Annotated in this window: 20 protein-coding genes; 14 read left to right on the top strand and 6 right to left on the bottom strand. The window is 65.4% G+C overall.

The features are described 5' to 3' along the window. Positions 1 to 11: 11 nt before the first annotated feature. Together N3C64_RS13525 and N3C64_RS13520 are read right to left on the bottom strand one after the other, a co-directional pair. The gene (locus tag N3C64_RS13525; protein ID WP_218630427.1) at positions 12 to 1,766 is read right to left on the bottom strand and encodes a heparinase II/III family protein; all 1,755 of its coding nucleotides are present in this window, start codon (positions 1,764 to 1,766) and stop codon (positions 12 to 14) included. A 93-nt stretch (positions 1,767 to 1,859) separates the two neighbouring features. Continuing rightward, positions 1,860 to 3,125 (bottom strand): RsmB/NOP family class I SAM-dependent RNA methyltransferase, encoded by a 1,266-nt coding sequence (locus N3C64_RS13520; protein WP_260014858.1) that lies wholly within the window; start codon positions 3,123 to 3,125, stop codon positions 1,860 to 1,862. A 75-nt stretch (positions 3,126 to 3,200) separates the two neighbouring features. On the opposite strand from N3C64_RS13520, the gene N3C64_RS13515 reads away from it, so the two are divergent. Beyond that, on the top strand, positions 3,201 to 3,380 hold the full coding sequence (locus N3C64_RS13515; RefSeq protein WP_260014857.1) for a DUF1674 domain-containing protein: 180 nt from the start codon (positions 3,201 to 3,203) through the stop codon (positions 3,378 to 3,380). Positions 3,381 to 3,442: 62 nt separating this feature from the next. Here N3C64_RS13515 and dapB read toward each other — a convergent pair whose 3' ends face one another. Beyond that, on the bottom strand, positions 3,443 to 4,252 hold the full coding sequence (gene dapB / locus N3C64_RS13510; RefSeq protein WP_260014856.1) for a 4-hydroxy-tetrahydrodipicolinate reductase: 810 nt from the start codon (positions 4,250 to 4,252) through the stop codon (positions 3,443 to 3,445). 100 nt (positions 4,253 to 4,352) lie between these two features. On the opposite strand from dapB, the gene rbfA reads away from it, so the two are divergent. The 8 genes from rbfA (at position 4,353) to N3C64_RS13470 (ending at position 12,147) form a co-directional block, all read left to right on the top strand. Next, positions 4,353 to 4,787 carry a 30S ribosome-binding factor RbfA gene (gene rbfA, locus N3C64_RS13505; RefSeq protein ID WP_218630431.1) on the top strand — a complete coding sequence of 145 codons (435 nt, stop codon included), beginning with the start codon at positions 4,353 to 4,355 and terminating at the stop codon, positions 4,785 to 4,787. A gap of 63 nt (positions 4,788 to 4,850) precedes the next feature. Beyond that, positions 4,851 to 5,750 carry a tRNA pseudouridine(55) synthase TruB gene (truB, locus tag N3C64_RS13500; RefSeq protein ID WP_260014855.1) on the top strand — a complete coding sequence of 300 codons (900 nt, stop codon included), beginning with the start codon at positions 4,851 to 4,853 and terminating at the stop codon, positions 5,748 to 5,750. A gap of 37 nt (positions 5,751 to 5,787) precedes the next feature. Next, on the top strand, positions 5,788 to 6,309 hold the full coding sequence (locus tag N3C64_RS13495) for a DUF1643 domain-containing protein (protein WP_260014854.1): 522 nt from the start codon (positions 5,788 to 5,790) through the stop codon (positions 6,307 to 6,309). A 96-nt stretch (positions 6,310 to 6,405) separates the two neighbouring features. Beyond that, on the top strand, positions 6,406 to 7,398 hold the full coding sequence (locus tag N3C64_RS13490; RefSeq protein ID WP_260014853.1) for a calcium-binding protein: 993 nt from the start codon (positions 6,406 to 6,408) through the stop codon (positions 7,396 to 7,398). Between the two features lie 153 nt (positions 7,399 to 7,551). Continuing rightward, complete coding sequence (gene rpsO, locus N3C64_RS13485; RefSeq protein ID WP_218630435.1) at positions 7,552 to 7,821, top strand: 30S ribosomal protein S15; 270 nt, start codon at positions 7,552 to 7,554, stop codon at positions 7,819 to 7,821. A gap of 131 nt (positions 7,822 to 7,952) precedes the next feature. After that, positions 7,953 to 8,714, top strand: coding sequence for a phytochelatin synthase family protein (locus N3C64_RS13480; protein ID WP_260014852.1), 762 nt, complete (start codon positions 7,953 to 7,955; stop codon positions 8,712 to 8,714). A gap of 225 nt (positions 8,715 to 8,939) precedes the next feature. Continuing rightward, the gene (gene pnp, locus N3C64_RS13475) at positions 8,940 to 11,084 is read left to right on the top strand and encodes a polyribonucleotide nucleotidyltransferase (RefSeq protein WP_218630437.1); all 2,145 of its coding nucleotides are present in this window, start codon (positions 8,940 to 8,942) and stop codon (positions 11,082 to 11,084) included. A 145-nt stretch (positions 11,085 to 11,229) separates the two neighbouring features. Next, a complete protein-coding gene (locus N3C64_RS13470) occupies positions 11,230 to 12,147 on the top strand; it encodes a glycosyltransferase (RefSeq protein WP_375546119.1) in 918 nt (305 codons plus the stop codon). Between the two features lie 764 nt (positions 12,148 to 12,911). Here N3C64_RS13470 and N3C64_RS13465 read toward each other — a convergent pair. Together N3C64_RS13465 and N3C64_RS13460 are read right to left on the bottom strand one after the other, a co-directional pair. Beyond that, on the bottom strand, positions 12,912 to 13,799 hold the full coding sequence (locus tag N3C64_RS13465) for a glycosyltransferase family 2 protein (protein ID WP_260014850.1): 888 nt from the start codon (positions 13,797 to 13,799) through the stop codon (positions 12,912 to 12,914). Positions 13,800 to 13,957: 158 nt separating this feature from the next. After that, positions 13,958 to 14,611 (bottom strand): peroxiredoxin, encoded by a 654-nt coding sequence (locus N3C64_RS13460; RefSeq protein ID WP_218630441.1) that lies wholly within the window; start codon positions 14,609 to 14,611, stop codon positions 13,958 to 13,960. A 155-nt stretch (positions 14,612 to 14,766) separates the two neighbouring features. Between N3C64_RS13460 and N3C64_RS13455 the strand changes: the two genes are divergently transcribed. From N3C64_RS13455 to N3C64_RS13435, 5 genes are all read left to right on the top strand, one after another. Continuing rightward, the gene (locus N3C64_RS13455) at positions 14,767 to 16,203 is read left to right on the top strand and encodes an aldehyde dehydrogenase family protein (protein ID WP_260014849.1); all 1,437 of its coding nucleotides are present in this window, start codon (positions 14,767 to 14,769) and stop codon (positions 16,201 to 16,203) included. Positions 16,204 to 16,323: 120 nt separating this feature from the next. Further along, entirely contained in the window at positions 16,324 to 17,112 is a 789-nt protein-coding gene (locus N3C64_RS13450; RefSeq protein ID WP_260014848.1) for an exodeoxyribonuclease III, read from the top strand. Positions 17,113 to 17,190: 78 nt separating this feature from the next. After that, the gene (gene trxA, locus N3C64_RS13445) at positions 17,191 to 18,090 is read left to right on the top strand and encodes a thioredoxin (RefSeq protein ID WP_260014847.1); all 900 of its coding nucleotides are present in this window, start codon (positions 17,191 to 17,193) and stop codon (positions 18,088 to 18,090) included. Positions 18,091 to 18,116: 26 nt separating this feature from the next. Next, positions 18,117 to 18,755: an LON peptidase substrate-binding domain-containing protein gene (locus N3C64_RS13440; protein ID WP_260014954.1), complete on the top strand. Its 639-nt coding sequence runs from the start codon at positions 18,117 to 18,119 to the stop codon at positions 18,753 to 18,755. Further along, a complete protein-coding gene (locus N3C64_RS13435; RefSeq protein ID WP_218630446.1) occupies positions 18,752 to 18,937 on the top strand; it encodes a Trm112 family protein in 186 nt (61 codons plus the stop codon). Before N3C64_RS13440 ends, N3C64_RS13435 begins: the two co-directional genes overlap by 4 nt. Here N3C64_RS13435 and N3C64_RS13430 read toward each other — a convergent pair. Next, positions 18,934 to 20,160 (bottom strand): FAD-dependent monooxygenase, encoded by a 1,227-nt coding sequence (locus N3C64_RS13430; protein ID WP_260014846.1) that lies wholly within the window; start codon positions 20,158 to 20,160, stop codon positions 18,934 to 18,936. The genes N3C64_RS13435 and N3C64_RS13430 overlap by 4 nt on opposite strands. Between the last annotated feature and the right edge of the window lie 35 nt (positions 20,161 to 20,195).

Here is a 20,195-nt window from a genome sequence, read left to right as displayed (position 1 = left end):
GCAGTCCTTTGTCAGAGGTCGGATTCGGGGCGATCCGGGTCGGTATCCCGGATTGACGCGGGGGTATCCTGTGCTTTGGAGAAGGTCCAGCCAATCTGGCACGCATAGTCCAGAACACGGGCAGAAAGCACGATTTGCTGGCTTGGGCGCGGGCGCAAACGGCCCGATTCCAGATAGACCGAGGGCTCCAGCGTCATTTCCGCGACGCCGTCGTGGCGGAAGATCCAGATCTCGCCCGATTTCAGCGCGACCGACACGGCGGTGCCGCCAAGGTCGAGCGTGGCGTCGGCCTCGGGGTGCAGGTGGAAGCGGATCTGGAACGGGATGCCGCGCAGGCCGACGCGGGCGAAGATCGTCTCGAAGCGGCGGCGGTCCTCCGGGGTCATGGCGCCAAGCGTGTCCTGCCCCTTCAGCACCGCGCCATCGGGCGACAGGGTCAGCTCGCGTACATGGGTCATGCCATGGGTCGGGGCGTAGCCGTTGTGTCCGGCCATGACGTGGTCGCCCTCATCACCATCGCGGCGGGCCCAGACCTCGGCCGGAGTTTCGTCAAGCCAGAGCGAGGGCACGCGGCCCAGAACCGGCGCGGGCGCAAGGCGCGAGGAGGAGAACCCCTCGATCGCGAGGGTCGAGTGGCTGGCGGTGGCGCGCCCGGCGCGGTGCCACTCGCGTCCGAAGATCGCGCCCGAGCCGCAACTGACCACCAGCGGGCGGCGGCCCGAGGTCAGCTCGAAGGCCAGGGTCGCGGCATGGCCATTGGCAGAGGCAGGCCCAAGCGGCGGGCGCGCGGCATCGAGGATCACGCTGGTGCGGCCGCCATGCATCCGCGCGAAACCCATCGCCAGCCCCTCGGGCATCGGGCCGCGCACCGCCGAGGCCGCCAGCGCCTGATCGAGCCGCCCTTCAAGCCCGCGTCCGCCGCCGTGAAAGCGCGCAAGCCCCCCGTCGGAATGGCGCAGTGCGCGCAGCGTGGGCACGATACGCTCGATCGCGGCGATATGCTCGGGGGCGGCCTTGCGCCCGGCGGCCTCCAGCGCGGCCTTGGCCCAGGTCAGCAGGGTCAGAACGTCAAGCAGCTCTTCGGGGTTGCGGGTGGGAATGCCGCCCTCGGCGTCGATCTGCTCGGCGCATTCGCGCGCCAAGGCCTCGGTCGCGCCGCTGGCCAGACGCTCCATCCCGGTCAGCGAGAGGCCCGCGTAGATCAGCCCGGTCAGCGCCTCGAAGCGCGGCAGCCCCGGCGAGGCCGAGCGCCAGCGTTTCGACAGGAACAGCGTTTGCTGCCCGAGCGAGCGGAAGAACCCGTCGGCGGCGGCGCGCTCTTGCCCGTTGAGCAGCAAGATCGCGTGGTTGATCCAGCGGATCAGGCGGCGTCCGGTCAGATCGGGCGTCCAGCCCGGCCCCGAGCCCGCTCCGTAGCGCGCGATCCAGCCAAAGACCCAGTCCTGCGCCCGCTCGCGCGCGGCGCGATCGCCCACGGCGGCAAGGTCATCAAGCCAGATGCAGCCGTGCAGCGCCTCTTCGAAGGCCGGGTCGGGCATCGGCAGATCCCAGATCGCCACCCCGGGGCCCTCGATCAGGAAGCCCGCGAACAGGAAGTTGCCGGCGATCAACTGGCGACCGCGTGCGAACGATCCGATGGTGCGCGGCTCGGGCTGGCTGACGAATCCGGTAGCGGGGCGGGCGCGGGCGGCGCGCAGGGCCGCGAGGCGATTGAGCGCAACGCCCAATCGAGCCCGTTTCTGGCCTTTTGCCGCTCGTCCTGTCATCTGCCTGCCCGATTTTCGGGTCACCGACCCGCCCGCCCGGTTTTGCGGGCAACATAGTGAAGGGGGGCGGCGCTGTCACCGCCCGATTTCGGCTCAGGCGGTCAGGGTGGCCATGTAGAACCCGTCCATTCCGCCGCGCTCGGGCCAGTAATCGGGGCGCAGGCGCAGCCCGCCCTCGGGGGTGATCCAGCCCGAATCGATGCCGTCGAGGTGCGGCGGGATGGTGCGCAGGCCGGGGTGACGTTCCAGTGCGGCGCGGATCTGCGCTTCGCCCTCTTCCGGCAGGAGCGAGCATGTGCAAAACACCAGCCGCCCGCCGGGCTTGAGCCAGCCGAGCGCCCGGTCGAGGAGCGCGGCTTGCAGGCCGAACAGTTCCTTGATGCTTTGGGCGTCCTTGATCTGCGGCAGGTCGGGGTGGCGACGGATTGTGCCGGTGGCCGAGCAGGGAGCGTCGAGCAGGATCGCGTCGAAGGGCGCCTCGGGTTGCCAGTCGAGCGCATCGGCCACGACGATTCGCGCCTTCAGACCGGTGCGGGCAAGGTTCTCCTCGATCCGCGCCGCGCGGTTTTCCGAGATGTCGAGCGCGGTCACATCGGCGCCCGCAGCCGCCAGTTGCAGCGTCTTGCCGCCGGGTGCCGCGCAGAGGTCGAGCACCTTTTCGCCGGTCGCGGGGGCAAGCAGGCGGGCCGCCAGCGCGGCGGCGGCGTCCTGCACCCACCATGCGCCCTCAGTGAAGCCTGCCAGTTCCGAGACATGGGCGCCCGTGGGCAGGCGCAGCGAACCGGTGGGGAGGGCTTCTGCGCCAAGCCTCTCGGCCCAGTCGGCGGGTGCGCCCTTGATCGACAGGTCGATGGGCGCGCCCGCGAGATGCGCGGCCTCCATCTTTTGCACCGAGGCCTTGCCCCAGGCCGACATGAGCCGCCCGCGCAGCCAGCCCGGAAGCTCGGGCGCGGGCAGGGTGGGCCAGCGTTCGGTCTCGGCCGCGACCTTGCGCAGCACGGCGTTGACGAGGCCCGCGAAGGTCTCGGTCTTGCGGCCGCCCGAGCGGATCAGGGTGACGGCGGCATTGACCACGCCATGCGCGGCGCCGTGATCCTCGCAAAGCTCGACCGTGGCGAGGCGCAGGAGCGCCAGCACATCCCCCGGCGGGCGTTTGCGCAGATGGGGCTTGAGCATCGCATCGGCGCGGGCAAGGTGGCGCAGGGTCTGCGTGGCCAGCCGCTGCGCGCGGGCGCGGTCGGAGGGCGGCAGTTCGATCAGCGCCCCGGCGTTGATCTGGTCGGCGAGCGACTCGCGCGCCTCGGTAACGCCGGTGATCAGCCCGAGAGCTGCGCGTCGTGCCGGATCGGGGTTGCTCATGCCTGCGGCCCTTCGTCTTGTTCCGAATTCCCTTGCGGCCTATATCATGCCCTGACCCGAGACAAGGAAAGCGCCATGTCCGAAGAGATCCGCAAAGACCTGCCCCCCGCCGCGCAACGCGCGCTGGCCGAGGCCGAGGAACGCCGCCGCGCCGCGAAAGCGGAAGACCTGCCGGTGGAACTGGGTGGGCGCGATGGCCCCGAGCCCGTGCGGTTCGGCGATTGGGAGAAAAAGGGCATCGCCATTGACTTCTGAGTGAAGCCGGGGGCGCTGCCCCCGGACCCCCGAGGCATTTTTGCCAAGAAGAAAAGGCGGGTTCAGAGCCCGAGCACGTCCATCATGTCATATTGGCCAGGCTTCTTGTCCTGACCCCAGAGCGCGGCCTTGAGCGCGCCGCGCGCGAAGATGGCACGGTCGGTGGCGATGTGACGCAGCACGATCCGCTCGCCCGCCGTGGCGAAGAGCACGTCATGTTCGCCCACGATGTCGCCGCCACGAATGGCCGAGAAGCCGATGGCGCCGTGCTTGCGTGCGCCGGTGATGCCGTCGCGGCCCGATTCGGTGTTTTCCTCAAGATCAATCCCGCGGCCCTCGGCGGCGGCGCGGCCGAGCATGAGCGCGGTGCCAGAGGGGGCATCGACTTTCTTGTTGTGATGGGCCTCGATCACCTCGATGTCCCAGTCGGCATCGAGCGCCTGGGCGACCTTGCGGGTGAGCTGGGTGAGCAGGTTGACGCCGAGGCTCATGTTGCCCGCGCGCACGATCACCGCATGGCGGGCACAGGGCTCGAGTGCGTCGAGATGGGTTTTCTCGAAGCCGGTTGTGCCGATGACATGTACGCAGCGGGCCTGGGCGGCGATGCGGGCGAACTCGACGGTGGCCGAGGGTGCGGTGAAGTCAATCACTGCCTGCGCCTTGGAAAACGCATCGAGCGGGTCGTCGGTGACGATGACGCCATTGGGCTGGCCGCCCGAGACCTCGCCCAGATCGCGGCCGATCCAGGGGTGGCCCGAACGCTCGACCGCGCCGACCAGACGTGCCTTCTCGGAGGCCGCCACGGTTGCGCACAGCATCTGGCCCATGCGGCCCGAGGCCCCGGTAATCACGATTCCCGGCAGGTCGGTCATGTCATCGCTCCCAATCTTTAATGGCGGTTTCTTACAGCGGGACGGGCGGCTTGGCAAAGCCTCGGTTGCGCGGCGCGCGGCAAAGCACTATGTGCGGGCCATGGCAAAGAACCGCTTTCATTCGGGCGATGGCCCTTCGCAACGTCAGCTGCGCGTCGGCGAGCTGATCCGGCGCACCCTTTCGGATGTGCTGATCCGGGGAGATGTGCATGATCCGGACCTGGGCCGGATGTATATCACCGTGGGCGAAGTGCGCACCTCGCCCGATCTGAAGGTCGCCACCGTCTATGTCGCGCCGCTTGGCGGGACGCTGGGTGGCGAGGATGCCGAGGTCATGCTGAAGGCGCTGCGCCGCAACACGGCCGAGCTGCGCCATCTGGTGTCGCGTGAACTCACGCTGAAATTCGCGCCCGAGCTGCGGTTTCGCATCGACGAGACCTTCGATCGTCTCGACGAGACGCGGCGGATGTTCTCGGACGAGACCGTGCAGCGCGATATCGCGCATCGCGACGACGGTGAAGACGACGAGGCGTAAGCGCGCGTTGACCTGTCCGCGCGGCTTTGCTAGCAGGCGCGCTCTCGCACGAAGGAGGCAGGCATGGCCCGCAAGAAGGGACGCGACATTTCCGGCTGGATCATCGTGGACAAGCCCGCGGGCGTGACCTCGACCGCCGTGGTGGGCAAGGTCCGCTGGGCGCTGGATGCGAAGAAGGCGGGCCACGCGGGCACGCTCGATCCGGCGGCGACGGGGGTGCTGGCGATCGCGCTTGGCGAGGCCACGAAGACCGTGCCCTACATCACCGATGCGATGAAGTGTTACCGCTTCCAGGTACGTCTGGGGGCTGCGACCAATACCGACGATGCCGAGGGTGAGGTGATCGCCACCCGCGATACGCGTCCGAGCGATGCCGAGATCGCGACCGCGCTGACCGTCTTTGAGGGCGACATCATGCAGGTGCCGCCGCAGTTTTCCGCCGTGAAGGTCGAGGGTGAGCGCGCCTATGATCTGGCGCGCGAGGGCGAGGTGATGGAACTGGCCGCGCGCCCGCTGTTCGTCGAAAGCCTGACGCTGATCGCGCGCCCCGATGCCGATACGGTCGAGCTCGAGATGGTCTGCGGCAAGGGCGGCTATGTGCGTTCGATCGCGCGGGATCTGGGCGAGAAGCTGGGCTGCCTTGGGCATGTGCTCTGGCTGCGGCGGGAATGGTCGGGTCCGTTCGAGGCGGGCGAGGGGCTGAGCCTTGAGGATATCGACCGCATGGCCCGCACGCCGGAACTTGAAGCCTGCATCAAGCCGCTCGAGATGGGGCTGGCCGATCTGCCTGAGGTGCGCGCGACGGCGGAGGGTGCGGTGCGTCTGCGCCATGGAAACCCCGGCATGGTCATCGGCAGTGCCGAGTATGGCAGCGAGGTCTGGGCGAGTTTCGACGGCCAGCCCGTCGCCGTCGGCCGCCTGATGGGCAGCGAGCTGCACCCGAGCCGGGTGTTCAATCTTTAGGCCCGCCGCTACTCTGCGCCTGTCCGGGGGAGGGGTCATGATCAGCCGTTCGCATCTCAAGGGCGATGCCCAATCCGTCGCGGTCTATTCTGATTGCGAGAAATACCGTTACCTGCTGACCCGCATCTGGCAGGAGGGCGCGCCGAAGGCGCTGTTCATCATGCTCAACCCCTCGACCGCGACCGAGGTGCAGAACGACCCGACCGTCGAGCGGTGCGAGCGGCGCGCACGGGCGCTTGGCTTTGGCGGCTTCCGGGTGACCAATATCTTTGCCTATCGCGCGACTGACCCCAAGGTGATGCGCGCGCAACCCGATCCGGTGGGGCCGGGCAATGACGCCGCGATTCGCGAGAGCCTCGATTGGGCCTCGGGGGTGGGGGATCGGGTGATTTGTGCGTGGGGCAGCCATGGCGCGCATCTTGACCGCGGGGCGGCGGTCGAGCGCCTGCTGCGGGCGTCGGGTCGCGATCTGCATCACCTTGGGCTGACCAAATCGGGCGCGCCGAAGCACCCGCTTTACATCGGTTACGACCGCCAGCCCGAGCCCTGGGCGCTGTAATCGCGGTGTTAACCAACTGACAAAATAGCTGGCGGCGTTGGCGCTTTTGCAGGGAATTTTGCGCTAAGCAGTCCCTGTGAATGAAGGGGGCACGTCATGCTGTTTCTGACTGGAATCATGGGGCTGCTGGTCGCCGGCGCGTCCTTTGCGCTGCTGCCCGACGATGTGACCTCGGATGAGGATGAGGACGAGTCGCCCGAGGAGGCCGAGGACGAGGCCGGGGCCGATTTGCTGGAAGGTGGCGATACCGTCACCACGATGCCCGGCGTCGAAACGCCCGAGCGCGCGGCGTCGCCCGAGGCCACGGAGGGCAACGATATCCTGTGGGGCGAAGCGGGGGATGACGTCATCGACGGCCAGGGCGGCAACGATCAGATCAACGGCTATGAGGGCGACGATCTGATCCTGGGCGGCGAAGGCGACGACCGTTTGACCGGCGGCACGGGCGCCGACCAGTTGGAGGGCGGCACGGGCGACGATGTGCTGGCGGGCGAGGACGGCGATGACCGGCTCGACGGTGGCGCGGGGAACGACGTGCTGGCGGGCGGTTTTGGGGACGATACGCTTGCGGGGGCGGAGGGCGCCGACCGGCTGATCGGTGGTGCGGGTCAGGACCTGCTGCTTGGCGGCGCAGGGGATGATGCGCTTGAGGGCTGCGATGGCAACGATGTGCTGATCGGCGGCGCAGGCCAGGACGAGCTGTTCGGCGGGGCGGGCAGCGACCTGCTCGACGGGCGCGACGCGGAGACCGACTATCTGAATGGCGGCTCCGGGGAGGATCGGTTGCTGGCAGGCTCGGGCGATTGGGTGTCGGGCAATGAAGAGGGCGATCTCTTCGCGCTTGGCGACTGGATCGACCCGGAGAACCCTGCCGTTCTGGCGGATTTTGAACCCGGCCTCGACCGGATCGCCCTGTTGCGCGACCCCGATGACGACGAGGCCGAGCTGCGTATCGAGCCCTCGCAGGACACGCCCGGTGCGGTTGCGATTTACCTGGGCGCGCAGCGACTGGCCGAGGTGCTGAACGCCGAGGGCCTCTCGCCCGCTGATATCTTGCTGCTCAGCCCCGAGGAATTCGCCAATCTTTAAAGGGCCTCGCGCGGCCAGTGCGGCCAATTTTGGCTTCCCTTCAGGGTCGATTTTCCGTATATGCGCGCATCTGCCGAATCTGGCGGAGACCTATGGACCTTGCTGGACGACATCCCGGCTACGGCCCCAACCCTTTGACCAAAGGAGATCCCGATGTCGATCACCGTTGAAGACAAGAACGCCCTGATCAAGGAATACGCGACCAAGGAAGGCGACACCGGTTCGCCGGAAGTCCAGGTTGCGATCCTGACCAAGCGTATCTCGAACCTCACCGAGCACTTCAAAGAGCACAAGAAGGACAACCACTCGCGTCGTGGCCTTCTGATGCTGGTCGCTCAGCGCCGCAAGCTGCTGGACTACCTGAAGAAGAAAGAAGAAGCGCGTTACCAGTCGCTGATCCAGCGCCTCGGCATCCGCCGCTAAGAATTCCCGCAAGGGATGAAGACGCCCGTCTCGCAAGAGGCGGGCGTTTTGTTTTGGCTGCCCTCGTGTCACGATTGACAGATGGATGCCGTTAGGTAGCGTGACTGGGTATCATCCATTCAGGTATTCAAATGACACCCACACGTATTGTTGTTTCTGCGGCGGCGGTACTCGGCGCGGCCTTCACCTTGGCAGGAGCTGCCGTTGCGGACGAGGCGCCGCTTCCCAAGCTTGGCCCCGACGCGGTCTCGGTGACCGAGGATTACGCCTTTTTGCGCACCGCCCCGGCGCCCGACTACTGGGCTTTTGCGCCCTTCGTGAAGCCGCAGTTTACCACCTCGGCCTGTTCGATCGCGGCGGTGACGGCTGCGGTGAACGGGTTGCGCGGGCTTCCGGCGAATTCGGAGGACACCGTGACCACGCAGCCCGAGATGCTTGATCTTGTCGCGAGCGCGGACTGGTCGGCGCTTTCAGCTGAGGGCGGGGACGGGGTCAAGTTCGACCAGCTGGCCGAGTTCACGCAGGCCGCCGTTACTGCGGCGGGGCTTGAGGGCGCGACGGTCGAGACCTTCAAGCCCGCCGACAACTCCGCCGCATCGCTTGACGCGGTGCGCCAGATGCTTGCGGCAAACGAGGAAAGCGCCTCGGATGCGCTTCTGCTCTACTTCAACCAGGGTGTGGTCACCGGCGACTGGGATGGCCCGCATGTCTCGCTGATCGGGGCCTATGACGCGGCGCAGGATCGCGTCCTGATCCTTGAGGTCGATCAGGAATGGTATGTGCCCTACTGGACGCCGACGCCCGTCCTGCTTGAGGCGATGCTCAAGCCCACCTCCGCCGAACATGGCCCGCTTGAGGGCGAGACCGGCGGATTTGTGCATATCACGCGCTGATGCGCGCCACGAGGTAGCCAAACCCCGCCCGAAAGCGTTTCGGGCGGGGTTTGGCCTTGCACAGAACGCTTTCCAAATGGGCGTGTTTCCTGTATGGCCCGCGCATCTGCGACGTGAGGCCGTGCCCCGGGCCACATGCAAAGGATAGGGGCGGCGGCAATGGGGCCGCCACGCAAACGGGAGACACGGGAAGGGCCCGTGGGTGCTCCCAGATAGGATACGCTGATGTTCAACGTTACGAAAAAATCGATCCAGTGGGGCGAAGAGACGCTGACCCTGGAAACGGGCAAGGTTGCCCGCCAGGCGGACGGCTCGGTCATCGCCACTCTGGGCGAGACCTCGGTCATGGCCAACGTGACCTTCGCCAAGGAAGCGAAGCCGGGGCAGGACTTCTTCCCGCTGACCGTGCACTACCAAGAAAAATACTACGCCGCCGGCAAGATCCCGGGCGGCTTCTTCAAGCGCGAGGCGCGCCCGTCGGAAAAAGAGACGCTGACCTCGCGTCTGATCGACCGCCCGTGCCGTCCGCTCTTCGTTCCGGGCTTCAAGCATGAAGTTCTGGTCATGGCGACCGTGCTGTCGTGCGATCTGGTCAATGACCCCGATGTCGTTGCGATGATCGCGGCCTCGGCGGCGCTGACCATCTCGGGCGTTCCGTTCATGGGCCCGATCGGTGCGGCGCGCGTCGGCTTCGTCGATGGCGAATACGTGCTGAACCCGGCCATGGACGACATGACCAAGCTGCGCGACAACCCCGAGCAGCGCCTTGACCTCGTCGTCGCTGGCACCAAGGACGCCGTGATGATGGTGGAATCGGAAGCCTACGAGCTGACCGAGGCCGAGATGCTGGGCGCGGTGAAATTCGGTCACGAGCAGATGCAGCCGGTCATCGACCTGATCATCGCGCTGGCCGAAGACGCCGCCAAAGAGCCTTTCGACTTCTCGGCCCCGGATTACTCGGAGCTGTATGGCAAGGTCAAAGCCGCGGGCGAGGCCGAAATGCGCGCCGCCTTCGCGATCAAGGACAAGCAAGAGCGCACCAATGCGATCTCAGCTGCCCGTGACCTGATCAAGTCGAAGCTGACCGAAGAAGATCTGGCCGATGCCAACCTCGGCTCGGCGTTCAAGAAGCTTGAATCGAGCATCCTGCGCGGTGACATCATCAACGGTGGTGCCCGTATCGACGGCCGCGACACCAAGACCGTGCGTCCGATCGTGTCGGAAGTGGGCTTTCTGCCGCGCACCCACGGCTCGGCGCTGTTCACCCGTGGCGAGACGCAGGGCCTCGTGGTTACCACGCTTGGCACCGGCGATGACGAACAGATCATCGACGCGCTGAACGGCAACTACCGCTCGAACTTCCTGCTGCACTACAACTTCCCGCCCTACTCGGTCGGCGAAGTGGGCCGCGTGGGTTCGCCCGGCCGTCGCGAGATCGGCCACGGCAAGCTGGCATGGCGCGCGCTGCAGGCGGTTCTGCCGGCGGCGACCGACTTCCCCTACACGATCCGCGTCGTCTCGGAGATCACCGAGTCGAACGGTTCGTCCTCGATGGCCTCGGTCTGCGGCGGTTCGCTGTCGATGATGGATGCGGGCGTTCCGCTGAAGGCTCCGGTGGCGGGTGTCGCCATGGGTCTGATCCTGGAAGACGACGGCAAATACGCCGTTCTGACCGACATCCTTGGCGACGAGGATCACCTCGGCGACATGGACTTCAAGGTTGCGGGCACCGAAGCGGGCATCACCTCGCTGCAGATGGACATCAAGGTTGCCGGCATCACGCCCGCGATCATGGAGCAGGCCCTGGCGCAAGCCAAGGACGGCCGGATGCACATCCTGGGTGAAATGGCCAAGGCCCTCTCGGCCGGCCGCCAGGAGTTCTCGGCCCATGCCCCGCGCATCGAGACCATGCAGATCCCGACCGACAAGATCCGCGAAGTGATCGGCTCGGGCGGCAAGGTCATCCGCGAGATCGTCGAGGTTTCGGGTGCCAAGGTCGACATCAACGACGACGGCATCATCAAGATCGCGTCGGCCAATGGCGACTCGATCAAGAAGGCCTACGACATGATCTACTCGATCGTGGCCGAACCGGAAGAGGGCAAGATCTACACCGGTAAGGTGGTGAAGCTGGTCGATTTCGGCGCCTTCGTGAACTTCTTCGGCAAGCGTGACGGTCTGGTCCACGTGTCCCAGATCGCCAACAAACGCCTGAACCACCCCAACGAGGTGCTCAAGGAAGGTCAGGAAGTGAAGGTCAAGCTGCTCGGCTTCGACGACCGCGGCAAGGTGCGCCTCGGCATGAAGATGGTCGATCAGGAAACGGGCGAGGAAATCGCGCCCGAGAAGAAAGACGAAAAGGCAGAGTAAGTCTCTCTGGACCCTGCAAACCGCCCCGCTATCATAGCGGGGCGGTTTTTTGTTGTTGTGCGCCATGGGAGTTTGGGTGGGTATGCGGACTCGCGATGCACATCTTAAGGTTGTTGTCGCCTCATTGACGCGTGGTCGGCCACGGATGCTCGCCGAACTGATTCGTTCCTGGGGGCAGATGGACCTGCCGGAAAACTGCGATGTCCGGTTCCTGATCGTCGAGAATGATTCTCAGCCCGCTTCGCGTGGGGTTGTGGAGGCGGCCGAACCGCTCGGGAATGGTGCGCGGATCGATTACGTCCTTGAAACCGAACCCGGCATTCCGTTCGGGCGCAACCGCGCCGCACGAGAAGCGATCGCGCAGGGCGCCGATCTACTGGCTTTCGTGGACGATGACGAGACGGTGGCGCGGGATTGGCTCGTGCGAATGATCGACGGCTATCGGCGTAGCGAGGCTGTCTTGCTGGGCGCGCCGCTAAGGATCGATCCGTCAGTCGAGGGGCTTAGCTTCTGGGAGCGGCTGATGCACGACAATGTCGGCGCACGCTACCGTAAGAAAGAGGAGCGCGCAGCCGCCCGCGCGACGCTGCACGCGACGAATGGCACTACGATTGTCACGAATAACTGGTTGGGCGAAACGTCGCTGTTTTCCCGCGAAGGAATCTGGTTCGACGAGGCAACGCGCTACTCCGGGGGTGAGGATTCGAAATTCTACGACGAAGTGCGGCAGAAAGACTTCAGGACGGGCTGGGTCAAGGATGCCTATGTTTATGAGACCGTGCCGAAGGCGCGGCTGACGTTCGGCTATCAATATGGCCGTGCCCGGGATCAGGCGATCACCCACTTCGTTCGCAAGATCGAGGAGCAGCCGACGAAGCGTTGGGGGCTGCTCGTGTCGGTTCCTGCGAAGATGGTCGGCGCGTTGATTCTGGCGGTTGCGCTTCCGCTCACGCGCGGTGGAACGCTGCTGGAATTCGCGCGGACCGCGGGCTGGATTGCAGGGCGGTTGGGGGCGCTGATGGGGCGGCGTTCCAAGCATTATTTCAATACTACGGGCCACTGAGCACTGCAGTGTCGCGGCCTTTGTGCCGTACCGTAAACGGAAGCAAGGTGTTGCAAAGTTAGCTTAGAGAAGGGGTTGTGTGATGCGGCGCCTACCCGCGCTGTCGCGGTATTGGTAGAACTGGAAGCTTAGGCTTCGGCTATTACGGGCACGATCCGAGTTACGCCGTCGCGTCGCAATCGGAGCTTCTCGGCTGTCGTCGCATGGGTTGAACCGTCGCCTTGTTGTCTCACTGACCAGCTATCCAAAGCGCTTCGAAACGCCTGCGCGGATTTGTAGTGCCTCTTGTTTCAAGCGTTGTCCCGCGGCGAGATCATCTTGTAGCTCGCATGGGGGGATCGCGCGACCCTGCGGGACGAGGTGCTGAATCTGGAGCGGTTCGGACTTGTCATCCGAGAGACCGACGATACCCGCTCGTTCAGGAACATCATTCCGACGCTTGAGCTGTACCCAGACGCGGTGGTTTGTCATCGGGCGCACCGGATCATGATTAGCCCCGAGGATTGCTCTGCGCGGCTGTTTCCGCCCTAGGGGCACTCTGTGATGCGCGCGTTCTGACGACTGTAGCCCGATGCGGATGAAGTCTGGCTCTGCTGGATGCACCGGCTGAACGGTAGCGCTCCGTGTCTGCTCGGGCGCCGAGGACGAATCGTGAAATGGCCCGGCACGCAGGGCGAGGCGCTGAAGCTGCATAACGTTGGGGCGGGGCCGCAACGACCTTGTCATCGCCGCGAGGATCGCGCGCTATCGGGTTCCCACGCCCCTCAGCCCTTAGCCAGCGCGCGGCGCCGCAATTCGATCATCGAGGTGGTCATACGCGGATTGGTGGGCTCAACCGCGCCGCCAGGCTGCCAGATGCCATAGGTCTGACGGAAGTAGTCGATTGCGGCTAGGTCGGCCATGACGCGATCATGCCCCTGCTCGACCAGATCGAGCAGGGCATGACGATTGCCGCTCTCGCGCATTAGCGGGAACCTGCCTTTGGCGTTCAGCCATATCGGGATGCCGCGCCGCTCCAGGTGACCCGAAAGCCAGGGATCATCGACCGTCCAGATAATATCGGGGATGTCGAACACCGCTTCGTCGAACCAGTCGGGGCGCAGCAGAACACCTGCATAGCCCGAAAGTTGGTCGACATAGCCGCTCTGAGTGAAGAAATGGGGCTTGTACCACCCAAGACTGAGCAGCCGCTTGAGGCGATAGCCGATCCCCTTGCGTGCGAGCCGGCGCCCGCGCGGCAGGCGGTCAGGGGCGCGGTGCGTCTCGGCGATATCGGGAAAGGTCTCGCCGACCTCCACGATGCAGGTGCCCGGCCTTTTGCGCGCCTGCTCCTTGAAGCGACGATGCCAGTCGCGGTCATAGATCTTGTCGTCATCGCAAAGCAGAAGGTCGACCTCGTGTCCCCTGAGCACTCGAACGGCGGGCAGGATCTTTGTGGCCGGGCCCAGATCTTCGGCGCAGCGATGGATCGTCACGCCCGCTGGAACCTGAGGCAGCGTCCCGTCCCAGTCGGGAAAGCGGCGGTAGCGCTCGGGGATGTGAAGCCGGATCTCCTGCACCGGCAGGCTTTGGGTCAGAAGCGATTCCAGCGTTTCGCCCAACTCGGAAAAGCGCGGGGGGATCGAACTCAGGGTAACGATTGTCGGGGTCATGGCTCGTTGCGAATGCGAAAAATATGGAACGGAACTTGTGCCTTGTGCCCGGAACGGTCAATCGCAAAGCGCGTGAACGTGAATCTTCGCCCGTCTGCGCAAAACGAAAGCCCGGCCAAATGGCCGGGCTTTGCAATTCATGGCGGGCAGTGCCCCTGTCAGGCAGACCGCTTCACAAAACGCAGGTAGGGCAGTTTGACGTCCACCTCGCCGAATTTCGCCTTGGCGTCGTCGGTCGAGAGCGAGAGCGCGACGATGACATCCTGGCCCGGGACCCAGTTGGCCGGGGTGGCGAAGGGCACGCCATCGGTCGCCTGAACGGCGTCGAGCGCACGCAGGATCTCGGCGAAGTTGCGGCCCACCGACATCGGGTAGATCATCATCAGGCGGATCTTCTTGTCGGGGCCGACGATGAACACGGTGCGCACGGTGGCCGAGTCTGCCGGGGTGCGGCCATCGGGCAGATAGGCGTCGGCGGGCAGCATGTCATAGGCTTTGGACACGGCGAGCGAGGTATCGTCGATGATCGGGAAGTTCGCCGGAGCGCCCGCGAAAGCCTCGATATCGGCTTTCCATTTCACGTGCTCTTCGACCGAGTCCACCGACACGCCGATGACCTTGGTGTTGCGCTTCTCGAACTCGGCGGCAAGCTGCGCGACGGCGCCGAATTCGGTGGTGCAGACCGGGGTAAAGTCTTTCGGGTGCGAAAACAGGATCGCGTAGCTGTCGCCGATCCAGTCGTGGAAGTTCAGCTCGCCGGCAGTGGAGTCAGCGGTAAAATTCGGGGCAATATCGTTAATGCGCAGGGCCATTTCATTCTCCGGTCGGTAACTATGTCGATCAGCCATATAGGCGCTTTGGTCAGGCCTTGCCAGACGGGTGCGCCATTTTGCGCAGGGCTTTTCCAATGCGTCGCCTTGCCCTTACCGCAGCACGATGCCACGCTGCGCGCCAACAGGAGGTTTCCATGATCGAAAAGCGCGATTTCTACATCAACGGCGCATGGGTCGCCCCGGCTGCGGCACGTGACTATCAGGTCATCGACCCGGCCACCGAAGATCCCTGCGCGGTGATCTCGCTAGGCGCGCGCGCCGACACCGAGGCGGCGGTTGCCGCCGCCAAAGCTGCCCTTCCCGCCTGGCGCGCGACCGCGCCCGAGACCCGTCTGGCCTATGTCGAGAAGATCCTCGCGATCTACGAGGAGCGGTTCGAGGAAATGGCCCAGGCCATCAGCCTTGAGATGGGCGCACCCATTGATCTGGCCCGCAAGGAGCAGGCCTCCTCCGGCACTTGGCACGTCTCGAACTTCATCAAGGCGGCGAAGGATTTCGAATGGGTTCACCCGCTCGGCGATGGCACCCCCGGCGCGATGATCGCCTATGAGCCGATTGGTGTTGTCGGCCTGATCACGCCGTGGAACTGGCCGATGAACCAGGTCACGCTCAAGGTCATTCCGGCGCTGATCGCGGGCTGCACGATGGTGCTCAAGCCCTCGGAAGAGGCGCCGCTGTCCTCGATGCTGTTTGCCGAGTTCATCGATCAGGCGGGCGTGCCCGCAGGCGTGTTCAATCTGGTGAATGGCGACGGCATGGGCGTGGGCTCGCAGCTTTCGTCGCACCCCGATATCGCGATGATCTCCTTCACCGGCTCGACCCGCGCGGGCAAGGCGATCTCGGTTGCCGCCGCCGAGACGCTCAAGCGCGTCTGTCTTGAACTGGGGGGCAAGGGTGCGAACCTGATTTTCGCCGATTGCGACGAAAAGGCCGTCAAGCGCGGTGTGCGCCACATGTTCGAGAACACCGGGCAGTCGTGCAACGCCCCGAGCCGGATGCTGGTCGAGCGCAGCTATTACGAGAAGGCGCTTGAGATCGCCGCGCAGACCGCTGCCGAGACCCGCGTGGCCAACCCGCGCGAGGAAGGCCGCCACATCGGCCCGGTGATCAACAAGGCGCAGTTCGAAAAGATCCAGGGCCTGATCGAGTCCGGTATCAAAGAAGGTGCGCGGCTGATCGCGGGCGGTCTTGGCCGCCCCGAGGGGCTGAACAAGGGCTACTACGTCCGCCCGACGATCTTCGCCGATTGCACCCCCGAGATGACCATCGTGCGCGAGGAAATCTTTGGTCCGGTGCTGTCGATCATGCCTTTCGACAATGAGGAAGAGGCCGTCGCGCTGGCCAATGACACGCCTTACGGTCTGACGAACTATGTCCAGAGCATGGACGGTGCGCGCCGCAACCGTCTGGCGCGGTCGCTCAATGCCGGTATGGTGCAGATGAACGGAAAAAGCCGTGGCGCGGGCGCGCCCTTCGGCGGCATCGGCGCCTCGGGCCTTGCGCGCGAGGGTGGCCGCTGGGGCATCGAAGAGTTCTGCTGCGTCAAGTCGATCGGCGGTTGGGCCGAGTAAGCAGGCCGAAAACCTTGAAACGGCGGTGGCAGGCTCCACCGCCGTTTTCGTTTCGGGCAGGCTTCGGGTTGCCCTTTGGCGGGGGCCGGGCCAGTATCGCGCCGATCAAAGGAGACGCCCATGACCTTCACCCTCGCCACCTGGAACATCAACTCGGTCCGCCTGCGCGAGTCGCTGGTGTGCAAGCTGATGGAAGAGGAGGCGCCCGACGTCCTTTGCCTTCAGGAATGCAAGAGCCCGGTCGAGAAGATCCCGCTCGAGCGGTTCCGCGCGCTTGGCTACAACTGGATCGTGGCGCGGGGGCAGAAGGGCTACAACGGCGTGGCGATCCTGTCGAAACTGCCCCTGACCGAGGTGGGCGGCGAAGATTACGCCAATCTGGGCCATGCCCGCCATGTCGCGGGCCGGCTTGAGAATGGCGTGACGATTCACAACTTCTACGTCCCGGCAGGCGGCGATATTCCCGACCGCACGCAGAACGAGAAGTTCGGCCAGAAGCTCGATTTCCTTACCCATATGCGTGACGATTTCCACGCGGCCAAGCCGCAGAAGTCGATCCTTGTCGGCGATCTGAACATCGCCCCGCGCGAGGATGACGTTTGGAACCACAAGCAGCTGCTCAAGATCGTCTCGCACACGCCGATCGAGATCGAACATCTGGCGCAAACGCAGGATGCGGGCGCCTGGGTCGATGTGACCCGCAAGGACATTCCCGAGGGGCTTTTGTATTCCTGGTGGTCCTATCGCGCGGCGGATTGGGACGCGGCGGACAAGGGCCGCAGGCTCGATCACGTCTGGGCCACGCCCGATATCGCCAACGCCTCTCATGGCAGCCGTGTGTTGCGCGCCGCCCGCGGGTGGGAGCAACCCTCGGACCATGCGCCGGTCTTTGCGACCTTCGATCTGTGAGACAATTCCGCCCGGCCCCTTGGCGCGGCGCCCTTGCGCGCGCATATAGGGGACAACCGAATCCGAGAGGATAAGCATATGTTTGGAACCGACACGAAGCCCGCCCAACCCGAACTCGTCAAGGACGTGACCGAAGCCAACTTCATGGCCGAGGTCGTGGACAAGTCGATGACCGTCCCGGTGATCGTCGATTTCTGGGCGCCCTGGTGCGGCCCCTGCCGTCAGCTTGGCCCGGCGCTTGAGGCGGCGGTGAATGACGCCAAGGGCAAGGTTGTCATGGCCAAGGTCAATGTCGATGAAAACCAGATGATCGCGGGCCAGATGCGGGTCCAGTCGATCCCGACGGTCTATGCCTTCTGGCAGGGCCAGCCGGTCGATGGTTTCCAGGGTGCGCTGCCGGCCTCGGAGCTGAAGAAATTCGTTGAGAAGCTGTCGGCCATGGCCGGTGATGGCGGTCTGGCCGATGCCGTTGCCGCCGCCGAGGAAATGCTGGCCGAAGGCGCCGCCGTCGATGCCGCCGAGACCTTCGCTGCGATCCTTGAGGAAGACGCCGAGAATGCCGAGGCCTATGGCGGGCTGATGCGCGCGCATCTGGCGCTTGGCAATCTTGAGCAGGCCGAACAACTGCTGGCCGCCGTGCCCACCAAGATCGCCTCTGCCGCCCCGGTCGAGGCCGTGCGCGCGCAGATCGCGCTGACGCGGCAGGCGGAAAAGGCAGGCCCGCTCGATATCCTCAAGGCGGCAGTCGAAGCCGATCCCAACGATCATCAGGCGCGCTTCGACTATGCGCAGGCGCTCCATGCGGCAGGGCAGGTTGAAGAGGCGGTCGAGCAGTTGCTCGAACTGTTCCGTCGCGATCGTGAGTGGAACGAGGGCGCCGCCAAGACGCAGCTTTTCACCGTTTTCGACGCGCTCAAGCCCAATGACCCGATCGCGGCCAAGGGCCGTCGTCGGCTGTCGTCGATGATATTTGCCTGAACGGAACGGCGGGCTATGTGATGCGCATGATCAAGCCCGGCGACCTGCCCGATACCATTCCCCTTTTCCCGCTGACCGGGGCGCTCTTGCTGCCCCGGGGACGCCTGCCGCTACATATCTTCGAGCCGCGCTACCTGCAGATGCTTGAAGACTGCATGAAAACGCGCGAGCGGCTGATCGGCATGATCCAGCCCTGCCGCTGTCCCGGCGGGGCCACGCGGCTCAGCACCATCGGTTGCGCCGGGCGGCTTACGGGGTTCTCCGAGACCGAGGACGGGCGCTACATGATCACCTTGTCGGGGATCTCGCGCTTCAAGCTCAGCGAGGAGCAGGAGGGTTTCACCCCCTACATCCGCGCGCGGGTGAACTGGGCGCCCTTCGCGCGCGACATCGGCCTGGCAGAACATGACCCGGGCTTCGACCGCCCGCCCTTCATGGATCTGCTGTGCCGCTATTTCACCGCGCAGGGTCTCGATACCGACTGGGATTCGCTGAAGGATGCAGAGGATGAGTTGTTGCTCAACACGCTCTCGATGCTTCTGCCGCTGGACCCCGAGGACAAGCAGGCGCTGCTTGAGGCGCCCGACCTGACCACGCGGCGCGAAACCCTTGTGACGCTGATGGAGTTTTCGCTGCGTGGCTGCGGCGAGGAGGGCCTGCAATGAGCGATCAAAAACCCCTGTTCGAGCGCCGGATGCTTGAGGCGCTGGTCTGCCCGCTGACCCATACCACCCTGCATTACGATGCCGAGCGGCAGGAGCTGGTCTCGAAGGCCGCGCGGCTGGCCTTTCCGATCCGCGGCGGTATCCCGATCATGCTGGTGGATGAGGCGCGCGCGCTCGACTAAAGCGCGCGGCCCTGAAGCAGGCGTGGCAGCGGCCCCGACAGGCCGGCCGCCTGCCGCATGAAGCCCTGACGCAGGCCGGGAATGGCCTGCACGATCCCCATGCCAAGGTCGCGCCCCGCGCGCAGGATCGGGTTGTCGTTCGAGAAAAGCTTGTTCACCGCATCCATGCCAAGCGCGAGCGCAGTCGAGTCGAACCGCCGCCAGCCCTGGTAACGCTCAAGCACGTCGATGGCGCCGATATCCTCGCCGCGCCGCGTGGCCTCGACCAGCACTTCGGCCAGGGCACCGACATCACGCAGCCCAAGGTTCAGGCCCTGCCCGGCGATCGGATGCACGCCATGCGCCGCATCCCCGATCAACGCCACGCGCGGCGCCACATAGGCACGCGCCAGCGTCAGGTTCAGCGGATAGCTGAAGCGCGGCCCGGCCAGTTCGATCTTGCCAAGGAAATCGCCAAAACGGGGGCGCAGCACCGCCAGGAAATCCTCGTCCGAGAGCGCGGCGATGGTGCGCGCGTTCTCGTCGCTCTCGCTCCAGACGATCGATGAGCGGTTCCCCGTCAGCGGCAGGATCGCCAGCGGCCCACCGGTCATAAAGAACTGATGGGCGATGCCGTGATGCGGCTTTTCATGGGCGATGGCGGCGACCAGTGCGGTTTGGCCGTAACCCCAGCCCTCACGTGTGATGCCCGCGCGCTCGGCCACGCCCGAGCGGCGCCCGTCCGCGCCGACCAGCAGACGTGCGGTCATCACCCGTCCGTCGGACAGTGTGACGGCGATGCCGCCGGGCTGCACCTCTTGCGCGGTGACCGAGGTGGCCGGGATCAGCGTGATCTGCGGCGAAGCCTCCATCGCATCCAGAAAGGCGCGGTAGAGGAAGCGATCCTCAAGCATGTAGCCCACGGGGGACTGGTCAAGCTCTCGCGCGTCGAAATGCAAGAAGAGCGGCGCGGCGCCCTCGCCGGGGCGGCCGTCGGCCGCCTTGACCTCCATCATCGGCTGCGCCTGTGCCGCGACCGCAGGCCAGACGCCAATCGCGCGCAGAAGCTTGTGCGAGGCCAGCGCCAGCGCATAGGCGCGCCCGTCAAAGGCGTCCTCGGCGCGCTGGCGCGCGGGGGCTGCGTCGATGACGGTGACACGAAGGCCGGTCTGGGCCAGTGCAAGCGCTAGGGCCGGGCCGTTCAGCCCGCCGCCCGAGATGATGATGTCTGAATCGTATTTCATGCCCGTTACTATGGCGTGACGCGCGGGATTGTCCA

The sequence above is a fragment of the Sedimentimonas flavescens genome (assembly GCF_025154035.1).
In the GTDB taxonomy this organism is placed as follows: Bacteria; Pseudomonadota; Alphaproteobacteria; order Rhodobacterales; family Rhodobacteraceae; genus Rhodobacter; species Rhodobacter flavescens.
Note: the sequence above shows the minus strand (reverse complement) of the source record. Positions and strands in the feature narration are given on the sequence as shown.